This window comes from Bartonella sp. LB28NMGDW (genome assembly GCF_042194435.1).
GTDB classification, from domain to species: domain Bacteria; phylum Pseudomonadota; class Alphaproteobacteria; order Rhizobiales; family Rhizobiaceae; genus Bartonella; species Bartonella grahamii.
The window spans coordinates 24,104-47,800 of record NZ_JBHIMX010000012.1 but is presented as its reverse complement, the minus strand read 5'-3'; the positions used below and the strand labels follow the sequence as shown (position 1 = coordinate 47,800).

19 protein-coding genes, 2 tRNA genes and 4 pseudogenes are annotated in these 23,697 nt (G+C 36.3%); 8 read left to right on the top strand and 17 right to left on the bottom strand.

All coding sequences use genetic code 11. From position 1 onward, the window contains the following. Positions 1–134: pseudogene (locus ACFIKG_RS07345) on the bottom strand (head decoration protein); the annotation flags it as partial. A gap of 42 nt (positions 135–176) precedes the next feature. Beyond that, positions 177–745: pseudogene (locus ACFIKG_RS07340) on the bottom strand (hypothetical protein). A 179-nt stretch (positions 746–924) separates the two neighbouring features. On the opposite strand from ACFIKG_RS07340, the gene ACFIKG_RS07335 reads away from it, so the two are divergent. Then, a complete protein-coding gene (locus ACFIKG_RS07335; protein ID WP_375627478.1) occupies positions 925–1,146 on the top strand; it encodes a type II toxin-antitoxin system RelB/DinJ family antitoxin in 222 nt (73 codons plus the stop codon). Then, the gene (locus tag ACFIKG_RS07330) at positions 1,133–1,414 is read left to right on the top strand and encodes a type II toxin-antitoxin system YafQ family toxin (RefSeq protein ID WP_375651997.1); all 282 of its coding nucleotides are present in this window, start codon (positions 1,133–1,135) and stop codon (positions 1,412–1,414) included. Before ACFIKG_RS07335 ends, ACFIKG_RS07330 begins: the two co-directional genes overlap by 14 nt. A gap of 46 nt (positions 1,415–1,460) precedes the next feature. On the opposite strand, the gene ACFIKG_RS07325 is transcribed toward ACFIKG_RS07330, so the two are convergent. The 3 genes and pseudogenes from ACFIKG_RS07325 to ACFIKG_RS07315 all read right to left on the bottom strand — a co-directional run. Then, positions 1,461–1,739 carry a hypothetical protein gene (locus ACFIKG_RS07325; RefSeq protein ID WP_375627472.1) on the bottom strand — a complete coding sequence of 93 codons (279 nt, stop codon included), beginning with the start codon at positions 1,737–1,739 and terminating at the stop codon, positions 1,461–1,463. Next, positions 1,736–2,463: pseudogene (locus tag ACFIKG_RS07320) on the bottom strand (antA/AntB antirepressor family protein). The gene ACFIKG_RS07325 and the pseudogene ACFIKG_RS07320 overlap by 4 nt, the downstream one beginning before the upstream one ends. A gap of 577 nt (positions 2,464–3,040) precedes the next feature. Continuing rightward, a pseudogene (locus ACFIKG_RS07315) lies at positions 3,041–3,410 on the bottom strand (hypothetical protein); the annotation flags it as partial. On the opposite strand from ACFIKG_RS07315, the gene ACFIKG_RS07310 reads away from it, so the two are divergent. From ACFIKG_RS07310 to ACFIKG_RS07295, 4 genes are all read left to right on the top strand, one after another. Continuing rightward, positions 3,357–3,584, top strand: coding sequence for a hypothetical protein (locus tag ACFIKG_RS07310; protein WP_375651996.1), 228 nt, complete (start codon positions 3,357–3,359; stop codon positions 3,582–3,584). The pseudogene ACFIKG_RS07315 and the gene ACFIKG_RS07310 overlap by 54 nt on opposite strands. Positions 3,585–3,700: 116 nt before the next feature. Further along, positions 3,701–3,931 carry a hypothetical protein gene (locus ACFIKG_RS07305; RefSeq protein ID WP_375651994.1) on the top strand — a complete coding sequence of 77 codons (231 nt, stop codon included), beginning with the start codon at positions 3,701–3,703 and terminating at the stop codon, positions 3,929–3,931. A gap of 27 nt (positions 3,932–3,958) precedes the next feature. Then, positions 3,959–4,735, top strand: a complete 777-nt coding sequence (locus tag ACFIKG_RS07300) for a DNA adenine methylase (RefSeq protein ID WP_375651993.1) — start codon at positions 3,959–3,961, stop codon at positions 4,733–4,735. Between the two features lie 71 nt (positions 4,736–4,806). Continuing rightward, positions 4,807–5,193, top strand: coding sequence for an XRE family transcriptional regulator (locus tag ACFIKG_RS07295; RefSeq protein ID WP_375651992.1), 387 nt, complete (start codon positions 4,807–4,809; stop codon positions 5,191–5,193). Positions 5,194–5,282: 89 nt separating this feature from the next. Here ACFIKG_RS07295 and ACFIKG_RS07290 read toward each other — a convergent pair. The 3 genes from ACFIKG_RS07290 to ACFIKG_RS07280 all read right to left on the bottom strand — a co-directional run bounded on the left by ACFIKG_RS07290 (position 5,283) and on the right by ACFIKG_RS07280 (position 7,447). Next, positions 5,283–5,357: transfer RNA gene (locus ACFIKG_RS07290), tRNA-Val, on the bottom strand. A gap of 96 nt (positions 5,358–5,453) precedes the next feature. After that, positions 5,454–5,816: a cell cycle two-component system response regulator CpdR gene (gene cpdR, locus ACFIKG_RS07285; protein WP_005773448.1), complete on the bottom strand. Its 363-nt coding sequence runs from the start codon at positions 5,814–5,816 to the stop codon at positions 5,454–5,456. Between the two features lie 713 nt (positions 5,817–6,529). Further along, the gene (locus ACFIKG_RS07280; RefSeq protein WP_375651991.1) at positions 6,530–7,447 is read right to left on the bottom strand and encodes a serine aminopeptidase domain-containing protein; all 918 of its coding nucleotides are present in this window, start codon (positions 7,445–7,447) and stop codon (positions 6,530–6,532) included. A gap of 280 nt (positions 7,448–7,727) precedes the next feature. On the opposite strand from ACFIKG_RS07280, the gene ACFIKG_RS07275 reads away from it, so the two are divergent. Then, on the top strand, positions 7,728–8,195 hold the full coding sequence (locus tag ACFIKG_RS07275) for an Hsp20 family protein (protein ID WP_375626440.1): 468 nt from the start codon (positions 7,728–7,730) through the stop codon (positions 8,193–8,195). Positions 8,196–8,455: 260 nt separating this feature from the next. Here the strand turns inward: ACFIKG_RS07275 and ACFIKG_RS07270 are convergent. Then, positions 8,456–8,532: transfer RNA gene (locus ACFIKG_RS07270), tRNA-Pro, on the bottom strand. Positions 8,533–9,137: 605 nt separating this feature from the next. On the opposite strand from ACFIKG_RS07270, the gene ACFIKG_RS07265 reads away from it, so the two are divergent. Next, a complete protein-coding gene (locus tag ACFIKG_RS07265) occupies positions 9,138–9,503 on the top strand; it encodes an iron-sulfur cluster assembly accessory protein (protein ID WP_015856470.1) in 366 nt (121 codons plus the stop codon). A gap of 70 nt (positions 9,504–9,573) precedes the next feature. Here the strand turns inward: ACFIKG_RS07265 and mazG are convergent, their stop codons facing one another. The 8 genes from mazG to ACFIKG_RS07225 all read right to left on the bottom strand — a co-directional run bounded on the left by mazG (position 9,574) and on the right by ACFIKG_RS07225 (position 23,407). Continuing rightward, positions 9,574–10,389: a nucleoside triphosphate pyrophosphohydrolase gene (gene mazG, locus ACFIKG_RS07260; protein ID WP_375626442.1), complete on the bottom strand. Its 816-nt coding sequence runs from the start codon at positions 10,387–10,389 to the stop codon at positions 9,574–9,576. A 33-nt stretch (positions 10,390–10,422) separates the two neighbouring features. Next, on the bottom strand, positions 10,423–11,352 hold the full coding sequence (locus ACFIKG_RS07255; protein ID WP_375627364.1) for a lipid A biosynthesis lauroyl acyltransferase: 930 nt from the start codon (positions 11,350–11,352) through the stop codon (positions 10,423–10,425). 6 nt (positions 11,353–11,358) lie between these two features. Next, positions 11,359–12,387, bottom strand: coding sequence for a zinc-binding dehydrogenase (locus ACFIKG_RS07250; protein ID WP_375626444.1), 1,029 nt, complete (start codon positions 12,385–12,387; stop codon positions 11,359–11,361). 58 nt (positions 12,388–12,445) lie between these two features. Then, positions 12,446–13,720, bottom strand: a complete 1,275-nt coding sequence (locus tag ACFIKG_RS07245; RefSeq protein WP_375626446.1) for a beta-ketoacyl-ACP synthase — start codon at positions 13,718–13,720, stop codon at positions 12,446–12,448. Positions 13,721–13,734: 14 nt separating this feature from the next. Further along, positions 13,735–14,910 carry a beta-ketoacyl-ACP synthase gene (locus ACFIKG_RS07240; protein WP_375651990.1) on the bottom strand — a complete coding sequence of 392 codons (1,176 nt, stop codon included), beginning with the start codon at positions 14,908–14,910 and terminating at the stop codon, positions 13,735–13,737. 10 nt (positions 14,911–14,920) lie between these two features. Then, positions 14,921–15,205: an acyl carrier protein gene (locus tag ACFIKG_RS07235; protein ID WP_375626449.1), complete on the bottom strand. Its 285-nt coding sequence runs from the start codon at positions 15,203–15,205 to the stop codon at positions 14,921–14,923. 189 nt (positions 15,206–15,394) lie between these two features. Further along, on the bottom strand, positions 15,395–17,713 hold the full coding sequence (locus tag ACFIKG_RS07230) for an NADP-dependent malic enzyme (RefSeq protein WP_375627352.1): 2,319 nt from the start codon (positions 17,711–17,713) through the stop codon (positions 15,395–15,397). 1,134 nt (positions 17,714–18,847) lie between these two features. Then, on the bottom strand, positions 18,848–23,407 hold the full coding sequence (locus ACFIKG_RS07225; protein ID WP_375651989.1) for a hypothetical protein: 4,560 nt from the start codon (positions 23,405–23,407) through the stop codon (positions 18,848–18,850). Positions 23,408–23,697: the final 290 nt, after the last annotated feature.

Sequence of the window (23,697 nt, the reverse complement as noted above, 5' to 3'; positions counted from 1 at the left end):
TCTTCTAAAGACTGAATGGCTGCTTTCTTTTGCTCATCCGTGATGGCATCTGGCCATAGCAGTTCAGAAGCTTTTACTGTGCATAAGCGTGCTGTAATCACGGCGCGTTGATCTGCTTCAGACGGTCTGGTTGTCGTGCGTCATTGGCATTGGCGAAAAATTCTTCGACTGTATTTTCATCCATTATTCGTTTCTTGCAAGTTCTCTAACTCTGGAGAATGAGGATCATGAAAGGTACTGGAATATTAACCCCCTCAAGCAAAGCTGTGCCCATGTAATAATCAATAACACCAATAAGGCTGGCGGCATCACATCCAACTTGTGCAGCAATGCTTGCAGCAAAACGATGAGGAAAATTCAACATGGCATCACGGTGTACTCTTCCAAACTCACGCGCTGCCTTTTTCATTTCTTCTCGATCAACGGTTGTTTCGCGTAAGCGTTCAAGGGCAATCTTTTCGCTTTCAAGCGCAACTTGCATTCGCTCCAGTTTTATCTTGTATTCATTGGCATCCTCTGTAGAGGTTTGTTTGATATTTGTTCGCGGTTGTCCATCAGGCGCTAAAAATGGGGTAGGGTGCTTGTTGGATTTGCTTGTTGCAACGGCTTCATTGACAGAACCATCTTCAAAAAGAGCCGCATCAAATTTGCCTGTCTTTATCCGAGAAACCACTGCATTATGTGAAACACGCATCTTTTTTGCAAACGCACGAACCGATATCCCCTCACGATGCTTCTTATTCATAGTTTCGCCTTGCCTTGATTTCCTTCCCATATTGAGAAATGGGGTTTTCGGCGTATCAGATAAGCCAAATATTTTGCGGTTGAAATTAAACTCCACTTGTATTGCACTGAAATACAGTTACAAGAGGAGAGATCATTATGGCAGCTAGTCGTATGCTTTAGGCGTGTGTACCAGAAGAAATTCAAAATATCGCTAATCAAGTTATTCAAGCTTCAGGTTTATCAGTAAGTGATGTTGTGAGAGTGTTGATGACGCGTATTGCACAAGATAAATCTATTCCGTTCTTCTTGTTTCAACCCAATGCGGAAACCATAGCGGCTTTTACGGAATTAGATGAAGGCAACTTAAAAAAGTTTCATTCCGTAGACGAATTATTTGATGATCTATATGTGGACGATTGAACGCACCACTATCTTCAAATGTGATTTCAAGCGTGAAATGAAGGGATGGTATCGGCATCTTTTAGATATTGATTTGCGCCAAATCATTGCAGCATTAGCAAATGACCAGCCTTTAGAACCTCGATATCATGATCATGCATTGACTGGGAATTGGAGCAATTGTCGAGATTGTCATATTCGACCTGACTTAGTGTTGATTTATCGCTTGATTGCTCAAGATCGATTGGTTTTAGTATGTCTTGGCTCCCATTCAAAACTTGATCTTTAAACCACCTCCCCATTTTGAGAACGGGGAGGGGAGTTGTGTTTTTAAGTTAAGCAGCTTTTACAACAGGACTTTCCAAAGTAGGAGCATAAGCTTGCAATAACGGATTCATGCTATGCGGTAGTTCTGAAGTTCCAAAACCTGTAAGAACTGCAAGAATCTTTGTAATATTCGGCACCTCATCTTGAAGTTTTAAAATCAAAGCTTTTTCTACTATGCCCATGATGTCGACCAGAGCACTACAATTTTTGTTATCTACATATTCACAATTAACAAAGTGAAACAACGTTATCCATAAATCGCATAAAAAACTGGTATCTACCTTCATTGCACACCCCCAAAGATTTGTTCTCTCAAATATGCTAATCCTTTTGGTGTAATTTTTGTTGAAGGCAGTACCTTTTCTGTAGCATTAGGTCTTTGAATAGTGATAGCAGGATAATCCATAAATCCTTTCTTGATTTTATCCTGATAGGGTATAATGGATTACTTGGAACACGGCGATACACCCAATCATGTTTACGCAAGTAATCTGTTAAGTCCTTTGGTCGTACTTCAAGGATTTTTCCCCTTCAATAAGACTGAACAAACCATCAGAAGATTTTAAGCTCTCAAGCGCGTCTGCTTTGGATGCTAATTCTGCAATGATGCTATCTTTCTGTTCGATTTGATTTTGTAGTTGAATCAAGATGCCAAGTAATGCTTCGGGCTTGGAGTAATCGATTTGCGGTGTCGCTACTTGTTTTGCAAGCTTTTCACATTCGATAAAATACTCTTTTGGTTAATGACCTTTATCATTACGCTCGATCATTGAAGGTGTTTTGCCATGCCTAATGTATTGTGGTATTTTACGCTAGGCAATCTTTTTCTAAATTTTTAGAAAAAACTATAAAATCTATATTTTCTCGAAATTTGCATTCTATAATACGATTTTTAATCCAGTCTGCAAATTTTGATGTAATTTCCAAAAATTCATGCAAATCACGAGCATTGACGGTTTGAACAGCTTCTCTATCAATAACCATTTCTTTAATTTCTATAAGAGTGTTCATAGTGAAATCCTATCGATTAAGGTTCCTTATTGACATTCCAGAAGAATGCTGAGCGCTAAGAAACACGGTCGATAATCCGTCGTTACGCTTGGCCCATAAAGAGTATTGTATAGCGTAACTACACCCGACAAATCCATTATATGCATGTAGCATATAATGAGTCAAAGTCTCTAATGTGCGGAGAAGAGATTGTGTCGGTAATCTATCCGCTATCGATTTAAGGTGTTTCTTAGGCACCTGATTCAAAAATATACATTGACGCAATAATGTCGAGAATAAAAATAATTTCCATCTCAAAATAATTATATACTGTACAGTGTGCATATTGAAATAATTATTTATCAATGAGTTAAGTGTACAATGTACAGTTAATTTGAAAATTCTGTCGCTAGCGATAGTTTACGCAGCCTGCCCCGTAACGAAGCTAATTCGCTGGGAAGTATCTTTTATATTGATTTTATTGACTTTTTTATAAAAAAACAAAGCATAAGTGATAATTTGTTTTTAAAATTGCAATCAAAGTGTGTAATGCATAAACTTATAAGGATATGGGATAGGTAGATAAAGCTTGAGAACATTATTTAGCTTTCTTATTAGCACCGTATTCTTGACGTTTAAGTTGTCTCTGTATGTTTTTAGTTAATCTTTCACTGGCATATTGTGCGATAGAATTTGTGATTTCTGGTTTGGACATCACTCCAGCAATTGATGATCCTTCTTGTTTTGCAATGGGGGAATTTACCTCCGTCTACTCTTTGAAAAACATTACTCTTCATCTTTTTAAAATCAACACGCTTTGGAAAACTCCTACCCTTGATAAAACCATGAGGCAAGATTTCTTTTTTCCAAACATTGTGTAAGTTACGCTGCGTTTTGTTTTTTTTCTTGAAAAAATTAAGAGGTATCGGTGTTCCAGAACCAATGATATCTGTCTCGAGAAGTTTTGCTTTATAGCGGCTTTAGCCAAGGCATTGTACCTTGGTAAGCAAAGCGAACGGCAAAAGCAAACAGAGAATGCTTTAAAGACAGCAACAACGCGGCTTGAGGTAGAAAATGAAGTTAATCAAAAAAGTGATGCTGGTGTGCGCTCTGAACTTTCTCGTTGGGTGCGCGGCAAATAGGTCTGTTTCTTGTGGTGGCTGGTTGCCCATTTATTTAGATAATAAGGATGTTGCGGTCATCAGTTCCAACCTTGCAAGAGATATTTTGAAGCATAACAAGCAGGGAGCCCATTTATGTGGTTGGACAGATGGTCAAGAAGCGAAGCAGCAAAGATAAAGATCTTACAGAAAAAGAACAACAACTCCTTCACGAGATGATAGAGACCTATCAAGGCTTAAAGATGATGTCACGCCTCATGAAATTGATAGCCTTTATTGTCTTTATGTTTGTAATAGATTTTTCCCGTTTTGTGGACGCCATAGAGAATAGTTTCTCACACCTCAAAAAGTGGATAACAAAAAGTTAGATATCAAATCTCTCCTTTAAAAATATGATGAAACAAGAATTTACACAAACATTGTTTGCGTGGATGGGTGGTAAACACTATCTGCGTAAGAAAATTATACCGATTTTAAATAGCATTGACCATGAAACCTATGTTGAACCATTTTTAGGTTCTGGTGTTATTTTTCTAAATAAAAGACCAGCAAAATATTCCGTGATTAATGATCTGAATGGAGAGATAACGAATCTGTTTCAATGTGTTCAAAATGACTTTGATGATTTATCCAAACGACTAGAATGGTTTGTTTGTTCAAGACAGTTGTTTTTTGAACTTGCGGCTATTGAACTAGAGAGTCTCTCCAAGGTTGAAAGAGCCGCACGCTTTTTGTTTCTCCAACGTTGTGTCATGTACGGGAAAGAAGATTACTACTCTTTTAGATTTGGAAGAAAAAGAACGGCAGAGTTTAATCCCGATAAGCTGTTATCAAGGATGAGACGTGTTAGACAGAAGCTTCTTGATACGACGATCTTAAATTTATCATGGGATCGGGTTGTCGAGCTTTTTGATGCCCCCGACAGTTTATTTTATCTAGACCCGCCTTATCTTGTGAAGAAGAAGTGTTATAGTTCTGGAAATTTTGTTGAAGATGATTTTGTGAACATGGCAAAAGTTCTCAAAAGCATCCAAGGCAAATTTGTCTTGAGTCTGAATGATAGTGATGAGGTTCGAGAGATCTTTAGGGATTTTGACTTTTTAGAATTAGAGGCCCTTTGGACATCTGGTTTTGCTAAAAAAAACTCTTCGAAAAGAACTCTTGATTCGTAATAACTGAAGAAAATCATAAAAAGATTTGTTAGAATCAGAAGAAATATTTTTTCTCTAACAGGACTTTTTTGATGCTTACATCCTTTGGTAAAATTTTACGGAAACTTTGTCTTGATCACTCAGAACGCTTCTTAGATATGGCTAAGAAATTAGACATATCTGTAGCATTTTTATCTTCTGTCGAGATTGGCAAAAAATCTGTTCCTGTAGGACAAAAGATAATTGAACTCTATGCTTTAGATCAAGAGAAGGCTTTACTCTTAAGAAAAGCAGCTTATGCTTGTCGCAAAAGTTTTACAATCAAGACTTCTGATCGGTTGAGGCGTGAAGCTGTTGGCATGTTTTCTAGATTTATAGATATTTTTACACAAGAGGATTTAGAAAAATTCAAACAAATACCAGAAGTAATTCGCGAATCAAACAGAGAGAAAAATGCTACCTTTGTAGAGAAATGTTAAAAAACCCTATTCCTCTAACTTTATTCAGACATTCCTCACAGTAAAAAAGATGTATAAATACAGCAAGTTATAGGATAAGAAAAAGAATCTGGTGGGCGTGACAGGGATTGAACCTGTGACCCCTACGATGTCAACGTAGTGCTCTCCCGCTGAGCTACACGCCCATTCATTGATGTTGCATACACCATATAGAATGACAAACGTCAATGCCTAATTTCGTTTTCTCTTTCAACAGATGCAAATAACTTAAAAAATACTTTTTAAGCAGCGATAAGGATCTTTTCAACCTCATTGACGAGTTCACGTAAGTGAAATGGCTTAGAGAGAACCTTTGCATCAGGAGGGGCATCACTATTTGAATTGAGTGCTACCGCTGCAAAACCTGTAATGAACATTACTCGTAAATCGGGGTCAATCTCAGTAGCACGTCGTGCGAGTTCGATTCCGTCCATCTCTGGCATCACAATATCAGTCAGGAGAAGGGAAAATGGCTCTTCTTGTAAACGTTCATACGCGCTAATACCATTATCGAAATCGGCGACTTCGTAGCCTGCACGTTCTAAGGCTTTTACGAGAAAGCGACGCATATCGTTATCATCTTCTGCGAGCAGGATTCGTTTCATGATTATGTTCCAATGGCTCCATTTGTCAGAGTTTTGCCGCATCAATTATACAATATAGAGTATTTATAAAAAAGACGGTAAAATGCTCATAATTGAAATGAATGGCAAAATGGTTAATTCTTACATTCTTATTCAGAATACAGCATATTCGTTGTGAGTTGGTTAAATTCAAAATATATGTGATTTTGAAAAAAGAAGGGGTTCTCTAGAACTTTTAAGGTGATTCATTCTATATCGAGAAATTAGAAGAATATTATGTTAATTTATTGTTTTTAAAAAGTTCTCCTAAAAATAGAAATTTTATAGTTATTTGTTTTTATAGAGATTTGTAATAAATATTATAAATGCGCTTTATTTTCAGTTTTTTTCCTTAAATAGATAAAAACTATTATTTTTCTAAATATAATATTAAATTAACACTTAATAATATATCAAAAATAGTATTTTGATGATTTATTTATAAATATGTATCATGCTATATTAAGATAGATTTATTATATTCATTTTTATTAATTATACAAAATATTTTTATTTATATAATAGTTTTTATTAGAATGCCTGGTGAAATATTTAGGTCATGGCTTGCCTGTAGAGGCTAGAAAACGAATCATATGAGTGGTTGGAAAGTAAAATCCGTTGTATTAAGAAGTGTTTGTAGATCCAACACTCGTAGAAATTTTTTTATGGGGCGGAGTGGAAATTAAGATTTAGTGTTATTTTACAGATACATTATCGGGAATAAATGCATCAAATGCAGCCCAAAATTGCTTTTTATAATTTTCATTAACCATGATTGTGTCCAGTTCAGCGCCTGTAATAGTAATACTTTCTGTCAGGTGTGTGTGTTGGCATAATTGCCGTACTTCAATGTTGTTTGCAATATTGTTTTGATTGGCAAGAATAAAGAGTGTTGGGATTCGTAAATCTCCGTGAAGTACATTTCTCTTCACAGAATCAATCACATTAAATACCGATGCCATCCATTGGGATGTTGGGGGCTTAATGGAATGGAACGGCACTTTATGCATGTGTCCCAATTGTATATTGTTTTGTTTTGTTTTGTTTAATTTTTTCCCATCTTTCGCTGGTATAAAGCCAAGACCTATATCAGAAAGAAATTGTGTTAATTTATGTTGAAAACCATTCGTTTTATTACCGAATGGAGCAAAAAGGGGAGAAACACAGAGCAATTTATTAAACCGATGATTAATGAGATCTAATCCGCTAAGTGCCATCAATCCACCTATACCATAGGCGAGCATAGAGTAAGGAGGCGGACAATTAGGATAAACAATATTTTTAAGAAATTCATATAAGTAATTAATATCACTATTTATATCAAAACAATGATGTCGGGTTTGTTTTCTTATCTTGAAGGATTTTTTTTCTTGATCAAACCAGTCAAATATTGCTGTATGAAAACCGCGGTTAGAAATTTCATTTATTAATAAAAAATATTTTTCTAAAGTACTTGCGTAGCTTTTTAGAATAACAATTGTTCCTTTAGATTTTTCTACCTCAGGATATGTTATCGCAAAACGAATTTCGTGATCTATTGCTATTTTAAGAGTACCATGATGGATATTAGGAGGAGTGGAAGCCCAGTCTATGGGATAAATAGGTGTTTCCAATTGAAATCCTTTACAGTGTATTTGCCGCTTAGTGCAACGTGAGATAATGATAGGACTTTGACATTTATGTAATGAAGAAAAAGGATTTAAAAAGGGGTATATTGCTTTTTAGATAGTTTTTATCAATTTAGGTTCCAAAGAGTTGAAATAAAGAAAAACAATTACCAGATAATATAGTGTGGTTGCCATGATGGGGCCGCAGGTTCACAAGTAAGTTTGCCATTTGGGAACTTTGTGAATTGATTGTTAAATTATAGTCGCTCTAGAGGAGGGCAATATTATGCGTCAGGTAGATTTTTCACCATTTTATCGTTCCACAGTAGGTTTTGATCATCTTTTTAACTGGTTTGATTCTAGAACACAACCAAATGAAGTTTCTTCTTATCCCCCTTATAATATCGAGCGTTTAACTGAAGATTCTTATAGAATTTCTATGGCTGTTGCTGGTTTCTCTCAAGATGAAATTGATATTGAAACGCATTGTAACCAGCTGATCGTTAAGGGAGACAGAAAGTCTGAAAATGATGATGAAGAGCGAGAATTCCTTTATCGAGGCATTGCTTCGCGTGCTTTTGAACGGCGTTTTCATTTGGCTGATCATGTTAAGGTTATTGGAGCAGAACTTGGAGATGGGCTTCTTCATATTCAGCTTAAAAGGGAAATGCCAGCTGAATTAAAACCCAAAAAAATAACCGTACAGATGTCACCATCCATTACAAAAAATGATAACAGCGATATTGTCGTGTAGGAAAATTTAGAAAATATGAGACCGAATAATTATAAATTTTTCTGAAGAATAAAAAACGCGAGGCAAAAGGTCTCGCGTTTTGTGTGTGTTCTCCTCAGAACGAAGCTTATTTTAATAAAACCGCTTATTTCGAGTTTATGATAAAATGTTATTGAACATTATTCTACGTTGAAGAAAAAATCCATGTATGTGCTAATTGAAATGCATGATAATCCACTTTTTAAGTAAGCTTATTTTTTTATTTTATAGCATTTAAAAAATGGTCGGAGCGGCGGGATTTGAACCCACGACCCCTTGACCCCCAGTCAAGTGCGCTACCAAGCTGCGCTACGCTCCGAGTTTGTGTAAAACGATTAAATGACTGTTTCTTTAAAGGCAAGAGAAAAAATAAACAGAATAAAATCTAAAATGCTCTTGCACTTAGAGCTTTTGAAAGTAAAAATTTTAGACATCACTATTTTGTTATCAATTCAAGATACATAACGAATCTGTAAAATTCTTTGTAATCATTAAATTTTTAGCTCTATAGTTAATAGATCTATGCATTTAATTACTTTTGCAGATTGTGAAGGGTAAGATTGGTGGCTTTAGGGGTATGAATTGGAGAAGGGGGGAGCAAATGAGTACGGGAGGTATATTTTTTCCTTATCTAATCGTTACTTTTCTAAAAAGATAAAGATTTTCAAAAGGAGAGGAGGGAATTATGGTATTGAAACGTTTTCCTTTGTTTAGAGTTTTTATAGACGAGGTATTTTGCGTTTTATGTGGACAAAAAATTGTAAGTTCTGGATTGTATAATCATAAATCTCATTTTACGGGTACGCGTTTTTATCCAAATAAACAAGGTCAGAATACTTTAATTTATGTTTTGTTGTTTTTTTTCTAAAATACTATAGAGGAAAAACTTTCAAAGTGTCTATTGAACTAAGAAAAGAGTAAATGATGAGCCGTTTTTCGGTAATAAATTTGACAGAAGCAGCAGTGGATCGTGTTAAAGCGATTATGGATGCAAAAGATGCACAGGGTATTCTTGTTGGTATCAAAAAAGGTGGTTGTGCAGGGATGGAGTATACAATTACTCTTGTCAAAGAAAAGGGGATAGATGCGGATGTTGTTGAAGTGAATGGTGCCCGTGTTTTCGTAGCACATGATGCGGTGTTATTTTTATTAGGGACGCAGATGGATTATGAAGTGACAACGCTTCGTTCTGGTTTTGTCTTTAAAAATCCTAATCAAGTTTCAGCATGTGGGTGTGGCGAATCGGTGGAACTTCGTCCTGCTACGCAGGATCAATATAAAACAAATTGAGCTGAGCTGAATTATAATTCAGTAATTTTAGAGGAACTTGTTCTTTGAGGTAGAAGAAATCTAGTATTTTTTATTGTTCATTTTTAGCTTGCTTCCAAAGCGCTTCCATTTCATTCAGGGATGCGTCAGTGAGTGTTTTAGATTGAGTGGATAGCTTTTCTTCAATATAGGCAAAACGGTTTCGAAATTTTATATTCGTTTTTTTTAATGCTTTTTGTGAATCTATCCCTAAGTGGCGTGCGAGATTAAGGAGAATAAAGTAGAGATCTCCAAACTCTTCTTCTATCTCTGAATTTTGTTTATTTTTGATGGCTTCTTTAAGCTCTTCGAGTTCTTCTTCTATTTTTTCAAAAACTTTATCACTTTTTTTCCAATCAAAACCTACTTTAGCTGCTGCTTCTTGTAAAGAAAGTGCCTCTTGGTTTGCTGGCTGGATTTGTTTTACTTGTGCGAGTATGCTTGTGGAGGAATTGTTGTTTTTTTCTTCGCACAAACTTTTTTGTTCAACCTGTTCTCTTTTTTTTATATATTCCCACTCCTCTTTTATAAATCCTCGTTTTTTTTGCTCGGCATTTCCAAAAACGTGAGAATGGCGTCGAATCATTTTTGCCGTGATTGCATAAACAACATCTTCAAAAGTAAAGCTGCCTTCTTCTTGTGCAATGGTAGCATGATAGATAACTTGTAAAAGGAGATCTCCAAGTTCTTCACAGAGATCCTTTCGGTTTTTTCGTTCAATGGCATCGATGACTTCGTAAACTTCTTCGAGCATATAGGGTATGAGGGATTCAAAAGTTTGTTTTTTATGCCAGATACAACCGCTATCAGAATTTCGTAATGCAGTGATAATTGCAACGAGATCTTTGATGTCTTTTGAGGCTAACATTTGCACTTCCTTTGTAAGCAATAGAGCCTTATGTTAGATGTCCCAACGTCTATGTAACCACATCCATTGTCCAGGATATTCACGGACCCAAGATTCAACAATATCATTTAATTTTTGCGTAGAAGCAGCTATATCGATATCATTTTTTTCATCACGTGGAAGTTCTATATGTTCATATAATTCTAAACGATGACGTCCATTGGGCAAACGAATACAACGTGCTGGATAAATATCACAGTCATATTGTCGAGCAAGTTTTATAATTAAGGGATTTGTTTTAAGAGGTCTGTTAAAAAATGTTCCCATGATACCGCGGCGAAATTTTTGATCAACGAGCATACCAACATTTTCACCTTCTTCTAATTTGGCTGCTAGTGCCCATGCTGCACCGGCCTTGGAGGGAATAAGATGCCCCATAGAAGTTTGTCGTGCTTTAAGGACTCGTTTGGCAACATAGGGATTATTGGGTGGTCTAAATAATACCGTAACATTAAGATCAAAACTTTGTGCACAAATAGGCAGAAGTTCAAAATTTCCAGTATGTGCGGTGAAAAAAATATGTGGTTTTTTTTCATTTTTTAATCGCTCAAATATTTCAACGCCTTTAACTTCAATGAAACCTGGCTCGTCCGCATGAGGATCAAAATCAAAAATTTTATCAAGAAAAATATATTCGGCTAGGAAACGTCCTATATTTTCCCACATTTCTATTGCAATCGCATGGAGTTCTTGCTCTGTTTTTTCTGGATATGCACCTCTAAGATTTGTAAGTGTGATTTGATGACGATGTAAAAGGGGACCAATTTTTTTTACCAACCAAGAAAAAAAAGAGACTCCCATTTTGGCAGGAAAGCATTTTAGAATAAATAAAGAACCAAAGAGCAGATACGCCCATAACAAGTAGGATATTTTTTTAGCTATAATTTTAATAAGATATATGAGATTTTTAAGAGAAAGCTTCATCATGATTTAATCGACTTTAAGGATAATTTTACCAAAAACATCACGACTCTCCATTCGTTTTAAAGCTGTATCAATTTCATCCAGCCCAACAATTGTATCAATGACAGGGTGTACGGCTTTTTGTGCCATTTTTTGCATGGCATTTTTCATATTTTCCATACGGCAGCCAAATGAACCGAATATCTTAAGCTGTTGCTGGAATAATTGCATGAGATTTATTGGTGCTGAAACACCAGAGGTAGAACCGCAAGTCACTAAGCGTGCTCCTTTTTTCATACATAACAAAGAACCGTTCCATGTATCTACACCAACATGCTCAAAAACAACGTCAACACCTTTTTTTTGGGTTAATTTACGCACTATACCTTCAAAACGATCTTTACGATAATTAATCACATGATCTGCTCCAAGAGAGTGTGCTTTTGCAATTTTTTCATCTGAACCTACAGTTGTGATAACTGTACAGCCCATGTGTTTTGCAAGTTGAATGGCTGCAGAGCCAATACCTGAACCACCAGCCTGTATCAGGATTGTTTCTCCTGCTTGTAGTTTTGCGTTATCGAAAAGCATATGTTCTACGGTACCAAAAGTAATTGGAGCAACCGCTGCCTGCAATTCATCACATTGAGGAGGTGATGGAACTAATAAACGTGCTGGCAAATTGACAAGCTCACACGCAAATCCATCAAGGTGAAAACCGTAGACTCCCTTTACATGGCTGCAAAGATTATCCCGTCCTTCATGACAAGCTTGGCATACTCCGCAGGTTTGTGCACCATAAATTGAGACAATCTGTCCAAGTTGGAGATGTTCAACGCCATCTCCTATTTGTATAACCTCACCAGAGGCTTCTGCACCAATGATGAGTGGCATTTTTCTTTTCGCAAAAGCCATGCCACGCCATCCCCATACATCAATATGATTAAGAGCAACGGCTTTTATCCGCACAGTTACTTCACCTAGACTAGGTGAAGATGGCGGGGAAATATTAGTGATTTCAAGCCGACGATCATCGAAGAGCTGCAGTGCACGCATTACCATCCCCTTTAAATATGTTATTAGGTTAGCGTTATAAAATTTTATTATTAAAGGATTATCCTTTATATGCAGTGATGACAAGACTCATATTTTGACCACCAAATCCAAATGAGTTGGACAAAACCGCATTGACACAGGCTTTACGGCTATGATGAGGAACAACATCTAAAGGGATAGCAGGGTCAGGATTATCATAATTTATTGTAGGTGGAAGTATCCCCGATTGAATGGTTAAAAGCGAAAAAACCGCTTCTATTGCACCAGCAGCAGTTAATGTATGCCCAATCATTGATTTATTAGAAGAGACTGGAATATGCTCTAAAAGATCACCGAATACTGTTGATAATGCAAGATATTCCATTTTCTCATTTTCAGGTGTTGAAGTTCCATGTGCATTAATATAATCAATTTCATTGATGGTTATTTTTGCATCGTCTAAAGCTTTGCGAACGGATTCAATTGCTGGTGATGCATCGGGTTTTGAACGTGTACGGTGGAAATCATCGGCTGTTTCTCCACAGCCAGCTAAAATTCCTAAAACTGTAGCATTACGGTTTAATGCGCTTTGAAGAGATTCAAGAACAAAAGCACCTGAGCCTTCTGCCATAACAAATCCATCTCGATCACGGCTAAAGGGTTTTGCTGCTTTTTCAGCAGGATCATTTTGGGTTGAAAGAGCGGATAGTAACGAAAAACGGATGAGAGATTCTGCTGAAACTGATCCATCTGTCGCAATTATGAGAGCTCGATTTGTCTCTCCCCGTCTAATAGACTCAACACCTAATTGAATTGCTGTTGCACCAGATGCACAAGCAGTGGAAAGTGTAACAGGAAGTCCTTTTGTGCCAAATGTTTTTTGAAGTTTTTCTGCAATTGCACCAAATTGTGTGGTTTCAAAAAGCGTTTCATGGAGTTTATCCTTACAGACTTTAAGAAGATGTGCATAAGAAGGTTCATTATTGAATTCTTGCTCTTGATCAAGACTAAAACGTGCGGTCCATTCAAGTTCAACAGGAGGAGCTGCTAGAAAGAGTGGTCCATTAAAATTTTTTATATCAATAGCAGCTTGTTCCAAAGCTTCTTCAGCAGCAAGATGTGCAAGCTTCTCAGAAAGAGCTGAAGCACCAAGTGTACTTTCTTTGAGAAAATCAATTGTTCCAGCAATATATGTATTTAATCCCTCAACGGGAAAACGTGTTATTTTGTGGATACCGCTTATACCGCTTGTTAATTTTTGCCAATTTTCATGTTTCCCTTGTCCCAGTGATGTGACAATGCCTGCCCCAGTTATTGCGACAAGTGGACGCCCAAAATGATCATGATATTTCACGATAGAAATCCCCTTCAAACAGCTGTAAGACGCACAATACCTTCAGCTCTTTTTATGCCAATAGTTGTAACAAATATTTCACGTACTTCTTTAGAAAAAGGTTTTTCATGAGGACTTAACGCTGGAAAACAGTGTTTTTTTTCAATTGAAAGTGCTGCAAGAGCTAGAGCTAGAGGAAATTGTGCTTCCCGCATATAACCAAATAATGTTGTAATGCCACGGTAAGATAGATCAGCATCATCAAGAGCATTTTGTTCTGCTTTTGTTGCTTCGTGAGCTCCTGAGGCTGCTGAAATGGCTAGGGCAGATTTAGCACTCGCAGTTTTTAACATTGTTGCAATTGATTCTCTAAGTGGAATTTTGGTTCTATCTGTTTGGTCTGTAATAATTTGGCTAATTTCAGCATAAGCACGTGCGTTGCGCTTTTCTGCATGTTCTCCACTTTCAAGAACTAGGAAGATACCACCAGAACCGGCTATAATACCGCCGCCGGGGTGGATTTCACGATTCCACACTGGGCTCCATCCATTATGGGTTAAAAGACCACCAAGCTCATGCGCCAACAACATATCATAACTTTGTGCATTATAGGAACCTCCTACAAGAGCATGGGTACTTTGACCTGATTTAATACGAGCTACAGCAATTTGAAGCGCAGAAAGCCCACTACCTTCTTCTCCCATAAATGTACGAGATGATCCAGTGACTTTATGAACAATTGAAATGTTTCCTGCCAAAAGGTTTGAAAGTTGTGCTAAAAATAATGTTGGACGAAGTTCGGTTGAAAGAGCAACATTTAACATAGAAGCATGATCGGCAACTGTGCGCGCTTTAGAAAGAATCTGTGTATCAACAGTAATATCACGCTCTCCTCCACTTGCTGCTACGATCATATCCATTGTTGAAGTGAGTTGTTCATTATTTTTCATGCCAGCATCATCAAGAGCAAGACCAGCCGCATAGGTACCAAGACGCTGCCATGTTCCCATTTGCCGTTGATCACTTTTTTTAGGAATTTGTAAACTCCAATCAATTTCGGGCAATTTATGAACCGTGTAGGGTGAAAAAGTTGTACAATCTAGGTTTGGTGTACGGATTGGATCGTTTAAAAGATTCCAATGTTGATCAGTTCCTTCCCCCAGAGAGCTTATGAGGCCTATACCAGTGATGAATACAGATTGATCATGCATGGTGAAAAAATTACTCCGCCTGTTTTAAGGCAACGAGATCATCAATTTTTGTACAAAGGTTTTTAAGAACAAAGTATTCTTCTGTTGCAACGGTACCTTCGTTGACTTCTTGTGTCCATTGTTCTAGAGGGACTTTTATTCCGAAAGCTTTATCAATAGCGAAAACAATATCAAGAAAATCAAGACTGTCGATTCCTAGATCGTCAATTGTATGACTTTCAGGTGTAATTGTATTGCGATCAATTTCACTGATTTCTGCAATGATATCAGCAACTTTATCAAACGTGGAAGGCAATGTACGGATTCCTTATTATAGAGTTAGTAAATTCAAAATACATTTAATATTGTTCTTCTAGCCTTTTTTTTATTTTAAAAAAAGACTTAATCCAAAATATAGCTGTCTTTATCTATAGAGATAAGAGGTTTACAGTACATGAAACACTATATCTCAATTTTTAAAAAACTTTGAAATTTTATTGCGCATTTATTTTACGAGACTATTTTTTCTATTGGCCGCAAGGACAGCAAGGGCTGTTATATTAACAACTCCCCGTGAAGTTACTGAAGGCGTTAAGATATGGGCGGGACGTGCTGCCCCGATTAGAATAGGACCAACATGGAGTGCATTTGTGAGGCTTTTAACAGTGTTGAGCGTGATATTGGCTGCATCAAGTGTTGGAAAGACAAGCAAATTAGCTTCACTTTTAAGACGAGAATCAGGAAAAACACGATCACGAAAAACTTTGGAAAGAGCAGTATCACCATGCATTTCACCATCTGCTTCTAATTCAGGGTGTAATTTGGCAAGAATTTCTGTTGCACGTCGCATTTTACGCGCACTTTCTGTGTTTTTAGAACCAAAGTTTGAGTGTGATAATAAGGCTGCTTTTGGTGTTATTCCAAATGCTTCAACTTCTTGAGCTGCCAATACAGTCATTTCAGCGATTTCTTCTGCAGAAGGATTTTCATTGACGTAAGTATCTGTGAGGAAAAGAGTACGTTGTTGAGAGATAAGCAAACTCATAGCAGAAAAACGGTGAACATTAGGATCAAGACCAATAATTTGTTCAATTAATTCAAGTTGACGTTCAAAACGTCCTTCTAAGCCGCAAATCATTGCATCTGCTTCTTCACGCATGACAGCAAGGGCAGCAATAGCCGTTGTTGATGTTCTCACTACAGTTTTTGCCATTTCAGGCGTAACACCACGTCTTCCTGTATAATGAAAAAATAAATTAACATAATCACGAAAACGTGGATCATCTTCAGGGTTTGTTAATTCAAAATCTATACCAGGACGAATTCTTAAACCAAAGCGTTTTAATCTCGCTTCTACGACATGTGGACGGCCGATAAGGAGAGGCGTTGCTGTTTGTTCTTCAATGACAACTTGTGCTGCACGAAGGACGCGTTCATCTTCACCATTCGCATAGATGACGCGTTTACGTTTTGCTGTTTTTGCTGCAGCAAAAACAGGTTTCATTGTTAAACCAGAAAGAAAGACAAATCGATTGAGGATATCATAGTAGGCTTCCATATCTTCAATGGGACGAATGGCGACACCAGTTGCCATTGCTGCTTTAGCAACAGCGGGAGCAATACGCAGTATTAAACGCGGATCAAAAGGAGAGGGGATCAGATAGTCTGGTCCAAAATTGGGTGGTTCTTTTGAGTATGCACGTGCTACAACATCTGAAGTTTCTTCACGTGCAAGGGCAGCAATCGCATGAACAGCGGCCATTTTCATTTCTTCATTAATTGCACTAGCACCTACGTCTAATGCACCACGGAAGATATAGGGAAAACAAAGGACATTATTAACTTGATTGGGATAATCAGAGCGTCCTGTACAGATCATTGCGTCTGGTCGTATAGAGCGTGCTTCTTCAGGCATAATTTCTGGTACTGGATTAGCCAGTGCTAAAATGAGTGGATTTTGAGCCATTCTTTTAAGATATTCAGGCTTTAAAACACCACCCGCAGATAGGCCTAGAAAAATATCTGCATCATCAATAATATCAGATAAAGTTCGTGCGTCTGTTTTTTGTGCGTAATTGATTTTCCAACGATCCATAAGGGTCTTGCGATCTTCATAAACAACTCCCTCTAAGTCACTAAGCCAAATATTTTCAACTTTCGCCCCAAGACGAACCAAAAGATTAAGACAAGCTAGGGCAGCAGCACCTGCACCTGAGGTAACTATTTTTGCATTTTCAATTTTTTTTCCTGAAAGATTTAAGGCATTTAATACAGCCGCAGAAACAATAATGGCAGTTCCATGTTGGTCATCATGAAAAACTGGAATATTCATTTTAGCACGAAGCTTTTCTTCGATGTCAAAACATTCAGGAGCCTTAATGTCTTCAAGATTAATACCACCAAATGTAGGTTCTAAGGTCGATATTGTTTGCACCATTTGTTCTATATCGGATGCATCAATTTCAATATCAAAAACATCAATATTCGCAAATTTTTTAAATAAAACTGCTTTGCCTTCCATAACTGGCTTTGACGCCAGTGGACCAATGTTTCCTAAACCAAGAACAGCAGTTCCATTGGATATAACAGCGACTAAATTAGCACGGGAGGTATATTGAGCAGCAAGATTGGGATCTTCATGAATCGCAAGACATGGTGCTGCAACGCCTGGAGAGTAAGCAAGAGCTAAATCACGTTGATTATCAAGAGGTTTTGTTGCTTGTATTTCCAATTTTCCAGGTTTTGGGTATTGGTGATAAAAAAGTGCGGCACTGTCAAGTTCAGCTTTTGGTGAACTGAAATCACTATTTCGTTCTCTAGGCATTTTTATGATATCCAAGTTAGCGTATGTGTATATGAAATGTTCCATCTACGATAAGGTTTTGTCCACTAATAGATCCTCATTTCTCTGAATATCAAAATGCATGAGCATGAGCAAACTCTTCTGGATCGTAAAACCAGTTTGATGATTCTTTTTGTTTGTGTGCATGAATAATTTCATTGATAGCAGCACTTTTCTTTCTCTCTCCTTAATAAAACTCATAAAAATTGATTAGTTTACAAAAAAATAAAATATTTTCTAACGATTACATTATCAAGCCATTATTTTTTTGCAATGTTTACAAAATAAGGAAAGAACAGAAGAACATTTCCTATCAATTTCATCCATTTTTTATAAAATATATATTTTATTTAAAGTTTCATACGGAGGTACAAGAAATTTTAAATAACAATTTGTAATTTATAAATTGTTTATTCAGCTATTTTAAAGGAGACTGGAATGTTGAAAATGGAAGTGGTGTTGTTCATTGTTTAATTGGATTCTTAATAGTGAAAGCTGTATTTTTTATATACTAACAATTATGTGTTTTAATAAACAAAGATGTGGCTGAAATGGCTGTAATTGCGGATTTTATAACATGAAAATCATATATTTTCCATAACGCTTTTCTTTATAATTTATAATGCATCATTTCGTATGTTGGATGGGAAATTTGAATACAATAAGATTCTTTTATTTAAAATTCACCTAATATAATAAAAAATATTTACTTACATAATTCAAACGAGAGTAATGTGTGGATAAAAAACATTAAAAAAATAAATAGAAATGTTTCTATGAGCTATTTTAATGTAAAAGCACGGAATTTTTTCACAATTAGCAAAAATAATTATTACCTATTTTGTACCTTTATGAAACTATGAAAAATAAAGGAGTTAAGAAAAAGATAAGGAAATAGAAAATATGCTTTATCATTCTTAGAATGATATGTTGTTTTATAAGTCATTACGCTTCTTTAGGGTTATTGCTTAGGATATCACAGAAGACCGCACGCCAATTATCCCAGCCTTTGAAGTACAAAGCTGCAGTTAAAAGCAAAGTACTCTACAATGAGCCATTAAAACAACTGGAGAGGAAAAAAGTGGAAAAAATATCTTTTTCCACTTTTTTTATTTTTTATTGGATTCGACCACTTGCATGAGCAAGCATAGTATAAACTTTTCCGGTATCTGATATCAGGTATTTGCGAACTGAGCTGGAAGAACCAGAACTGCGCGATATATCACGTAAGAGTTTTTCAAAATCTGTAACATATTGATTCACTGAACGTTTAAACTCAAAATCGCTCATATATTTTCTCTTAATCATTTCAAATATTTTTTGTCCATTTAAGGTATAAAGGCGTTCTGTTACGATGTTTTTTTGTCCACGTTGATAATGATCCCATAGCTCAACAATGGCATTGTGATTAATAGCTTGCACTATACCAGAAGCTAATGAATTAAGAGAGCAGTTTGCAGGAGATGGTTTTGTTTGCACTGATGTTAAAACATCATCACTAGGGGGAGCATCATAAAACGTTTCTTCACGTGAAGCTCTTTCTAAGAGATTTGACACCCATTTATTTGGTCTTTTTTTGCTTTGATCTTGTTGCAGAATAGGCTTAGGTGGTACGATCTTTTTAACGGACTCAGTGGAATTGTCACTTCTTTGATTAAACATTGATGATGCAGGAAATTCTGATATCAGCTGTTTTTTTGCGCCCTTTTGATCATTTTGTATAACACTGACTAGATCTTGTAACGCTGTAATCTGTTCATTCAAAGCTGTGCGAATTGTTTGCGTTGTTTCTTTTGTCTTTTCCGGAAGTTTTTTAACATTTTCATTGATATCATTATTAATCTTTGAAAGCTCTAAACGAACTTCATCAGCGGAGCGACGTATGTCTTCTGCTGCTTCTGAAAAACGCGCCGATGCTTCACTAACAAGCCTATTAAGTGATTGTTGGAATGAATTTGTGGAGTTACGTGCATTCTTATCAGAGCGTTCAAGTGCTGAGTTGAAGATTTTTTCATAATGCCCAATCATTTGATTAATTTCATGAGACTTTGAAACAAGAGCATCACTTAATACAGAAAGCGTATTATGTTTTTCTTCAAGTGTTGCACTCAGTGAATTTTCAGACTGTTCAAGAACATGAATAGTTTGGGAAAGTGTTTTTGCATGTTCACCAAAACTGCTCGTTATATGATTAATTTGTTCAAAGGTATTCTTTGAAAGTCCTTGCAGAATTTCAACATTATTATTGAGCACTTGATTTGAGGCTGACAGACGCTCTGCTACTTGGTCCGTGTTGCGGAAAAAATTACTCGCACTCTCATTAAACTGACCATCAATATTTTGAACAGCTGATAATAAAACATTACTATTTTCGTGAAAATTGTAAATTGATTGATTCAACTGTGTTAAGACGGATGAGACATTATTAACAAGTTCTTCCTTCATAACCGTTATTGTTTGAAGTGTTTCAGAGTTAGCTTTTGTTAAGCTATTCACTAAAAATTCATTGTGTGCATAAATTCTTTGTTCAGCTTCTTGTGTGGAGAGAGAGAGTTGTTCACCGATATGCTGTGTTAAAGAATCAATTGATTCTGTCGTATTTTGCGCTGCTTGATTTAAGTGATTTGTCAGCTCTGTTATTTTTCCAACATGTTTTGAAATTTGTGTTGCTGTTTGATTTTCTGCAACTTCCAAACGGCTCGTTACATCAGAAAGTTGATAACCTAAATTATTTTTAAAATTTTGCATAGAGTGATGAAGAACATCACAGCGTTCATTAAGAACTTGCTCTATTGCTGTTGTTGATGTGTGAATGGTTTCGTTCAATAATGCTTGTGCATTATGACTGGCTGTTGCGAAAGCTTCGACAGTATGCGCTGTTTGTTCAGACAGAACGGACAGAACTTTTTCACTGGTATCATAAACAGTTTTTTTGACATTTGATACAATGCGATTGCCTGATTCTGAGAGAATATTTTCTGCTTGTGCAGTAACATTTGTAACAGATGAAAGAATTTGTTCACTCGTAGAAGAAAGAATATCAGAAGCTTTTATAATCTTATTATGCAGGTTATCTGTAACTATATTAACAGAGTCTTCTAAGGTTACACGCATATTGTCAACACTGCTTTCCAGTGCTTGTTGAATTATCTGACTTTGCTCATTATTAAGCATGAGAGACGTTTTTAACGTGTCAGAACGTTCCTCAATAACAGATGTTTGCATATCAATGGCTTCACAGATTTGGCTAAATTTTTCAGATAAGGTTTCCTCTAGCGTTGTTGTTCGTTCAAAAATTTTGTGTGCACGATCTTCTAGATCTGTATCGAATGATTCCATACGTGTTTCAAGGGTTTCAAAGAAAACACCACTCGATTGAGAGAGAGTGTTCTTTAAAATTTCGGCATGGTTTTCAAGGTTTTTGATATGATCTTGAACCGTTTCAGTAATGTTCTTATTATTGGCGACAATTGCACTTTCAACTAAATCTATTTGTTGTTTCAATGCAACATCGACACGTATATCACTTTTTGCAATGAGATTATGGATTGTTTCCATGCGTTGCTCAAGTGTGCGTGCTTGATCGGCAAGAACTTCATTGAGAGAAAAACTATTAATCGCTAAAGAGTCACGCAGAGCATCGGCACGGATATCAATGTTTCTCGCTTGTGCTTCTAAAGCATCTTGGGTTGTATTGCAGCTTTGTACAATGACATCTTGTAGTTTTTCAGTGCATTGAATGATGTTTGTAATATGATTTTCAGCTTGTTTATCAACGACTTGAATATTGTCAGCCAAAACTTTTTCAATATGAGAAGTGTTTTGGGACAAGACATCAATTTGATTTCTTAATGTATCCGCAATTTTATTCTTCTCGTTATCGAGCATGTCTGCCATAAGAGCTCGTTGATCAGAAAGTTGTACTTTAAAATCTTGTGAACGTTCTTGGATGATATCAACAATGGCATTGTCGACATACTGAATTTCTTCTCTCAGGCTTTCTTTACTTTTATCAATTGCAGAAAGAATAGCTTCACGTCCATTTGTAAATGCATGGGTAATGTCTGCTGTTTTTTCTTGGAGGTTTTCATTTATTTTCAAGACATGAGATTCCAAGAAGTTACCAAGTTTTTCAGCATTATCCTCTAAAGCCTGACTGCGTTCTATAAAGGAATCAATGATGGAATCACTATGTTCTTTAAGAGAAAGATCAACAGTGGCTAAACGTTGTTCAAAGGCTCCAATTGCTTGCGAGGTTACGTTATCAAATTTAGAAGAGAGTTTATGTGCTTGGTCGTCGAGCTTTAAGATCTTCTCATCAAAATTCTGTAGAGATTGATTATTACGATCAATAAGAGCTTGATCCAAGGCTTTAAACTTTTCATCGACAGCGTGCAAAGTTTGATCTGTTACTGCTTGTATATGTGTGGCAATTTTAGCAACATGTACTTCCGCTTTTTCAGCTGTTTCATTAAAGGTTTTTTCTATTTGCTTTTCATTATGATCAAATCGTTTTGAAAAACCATCGAAGTTTTTTCCTAATTCATGAAAAAATTCTGTGTTTTTCTGCTGAATTTGTGTTGTTGTTTCGTTAAATTTTTCAACAAGCTGATTTGTTACGCCATCACCGGCATAGGAAAGTTTTTCAACAAGGTCTTCACCTTGTTTTTGTAAAGTTTGAGAGAGAGTTTGTGCAAGCTTCTCAACATTGGTTACAATTTTAGAGGTAACTAAACCAAATTCATCACTCAGTTGTTCTTGGGTTCCTTTAATTGTTGATTGTACGCGATCTGCGTGATTCAAAATGGCGATGCGTTCATTGCTCAATTCTTTGATTAATGTGTGAATACGTGATTCATTCTCAGCATAGGCTTGTTCTAGGTTGTGAACTTCACCTTGTATGATTGCTTCAAGTTCAACAGCACGTCCGAGGGTACGTTCAATACCTTCGTTCATTGCCGCTACTTCTTCACGAATGGTTTGCCCTATAGCAATAGCTTGTTTTTCAGATAAATGTTGTGGTTCACTAAGGCGCTGCGCAGCATTTGTCATAAGAAGAGCAATATTATGCAAGTCGTTTGAACGTTTTGTTAATTGAGCAACGCCCCAAGATATAAGGATAGGAATTGCTGTTCCGGCTGCTACAGCGAGTCCTGTTGGGGATGTAACAAAAGTGCTGATATTGGATAAGGAGCTGAGTCCGGTAGGTGCGAGCTTATGCGCAATAAAAGCTCCTCCCGTTGCCCATAAAGCACTAAGCGCTGTTGTATACCAGTAGACTCGAGAGGAAGAACGCTGCTTTAATAGTCCAAAATTTACAGGGGTTGTTATATCATCATTTGCAGGAAGAAGTTTTGTAGATAACAATGTATTATGAACAGTCCCACCTGAAATATCAGGTGAAGGTTTTGGAGCAAAAAGCTGTTCAACAACGGATTTATCAACAACAGCTTCATCATGAATATTAGAAACAAAAGTTGACGTACCGTTTTCAGCAAAGAATTCTTCTTCTGCCATTGCAATTTTTTGAATCAGATCATCGACATTAACAATATTTTCAGAATTATTTGATGATATTGTTTCAAATTCTGTGTCATTGAAATCAAAGTTCATAGCTTTTGTGAGGGCTTCTTCAACTTCAACTTCAAATGTTTGCAATTTGGTTCTGCGTGCCATACTCGCCTCGTACTCTTACAGACGGAAAAGGGATACGTCCTCTTCCACATAATCTCTACATACTAGCTGTTAATTATTTAGAAAGGAATATGCTTAGGGAAAAATTTTAAAAACTTATCAAGATAAAGTTAACGCGGTTTCTTATACCCTGTTTAAAAATGTTATAAAATATAGTAAAAACAATTTATTATTTGAATCTAACAAAAACAAAAATACTGTTTACAACTTGTGTTTATAAAAAACTTTATAAGCCGCTAGTCTTTGAAACAAGGATAATTTAATAGCCGTTA